This is a genomic window from Vibrio sp. 1727, assembly GCF_033344415.1.
GTDB classification, from domain to species: Bacteria; Pseudomonadota; Gammaproteobacteria; order Enterobacterales; family Vibrionaceae; genus Vibrio; species Vibrio alginolyticus.
On sequence record NZ_JAWPOT010000124.1, the window covers coordinates 1 to 915 of the forward strand.

General features: G+C 47.2%; 1 pseudogene. It reads right to left on the bottom strand.

From position 1 onward, the window contains the following. Positions 1-915: pseudogene (locus R8O10_RS24250) on the bottom strand (AAA family ATPase); the annotation flags it as partial.

A 915-nucleotide genomic window follows, 5' to 3' on the forward strand; every position in this document is an offset into this window, starting at 1 on the left:
ACCTTCTTTGTCCACTTGAGCCATCAGTTCATCAATAGTCATAAACTGATTTTTCTTAGGGTCAAAGTCATCAAGATCTTCCTGCTCGGCCCAGTTCTCTTGCGCGATTTCAGGTTGAGTCAGCGCTTCGCTCGAACTCCACACTTCTTGCTGATCTTCAGGGACTTCTTCCGTAACCGATGGTTCAGGCATGTCTGATGCTGGCTTAAAACCATCCCAGTCATCACCGACATCCAACATGGTTTCGAAATCCATGCCTGCACTTGCAATGGTGTCGCTGTCGAGCTTGCCATCAAACGCTTCAGCACTTGGCTCATCTGCAAGCAAGTTAGCCATCGTTGATTCATCAAAATCGTCTAACTCAGATAGAGATTCAATAGCAGTTGGCTGCGCTACCTCTTGATCAAAGCTGTTGTGAGCGAAGACTTCAAAAAGCGCATCATGGTCATTATCTGCCTGGAGAATTGGCTTAGGCGCAACTTCTGATTCTGATGAAGATGATGCTTCAGCCATAGCCGCTATAGCATCTTCTTCACTGAACTCTGGCAGTTCAGTATCATCGAAGTTGAACTCTTCTTCCGCTTCGGCTGCTGGTGCTGCCGCTTCACGTTCAGATTCTGGTAGCTCAGGTTCATCAGCCATCGATGCCAATGCATCTTCTTCGTCGAACTCTGGCAGTTCCAATTCATCAAAGTTGAACTCGTCCTCATCAACGTCAGTGGACGTTGCCGCGACAGGTTCTTGTTCAAGTTTGTTTTCAGCTTCAGACTCAACGTCGTCTAGCAACCAGTCTTCTTCTTGAGGAACGCCAAATTCATTCTCAACGGTATTCGGCGTTGGCGTGAATGCAGGTTCTTCCCCTTTACTGGTAATTTCTGGTTCAGTCTGTTCGTCGCGAAGTTGATACTCACCATT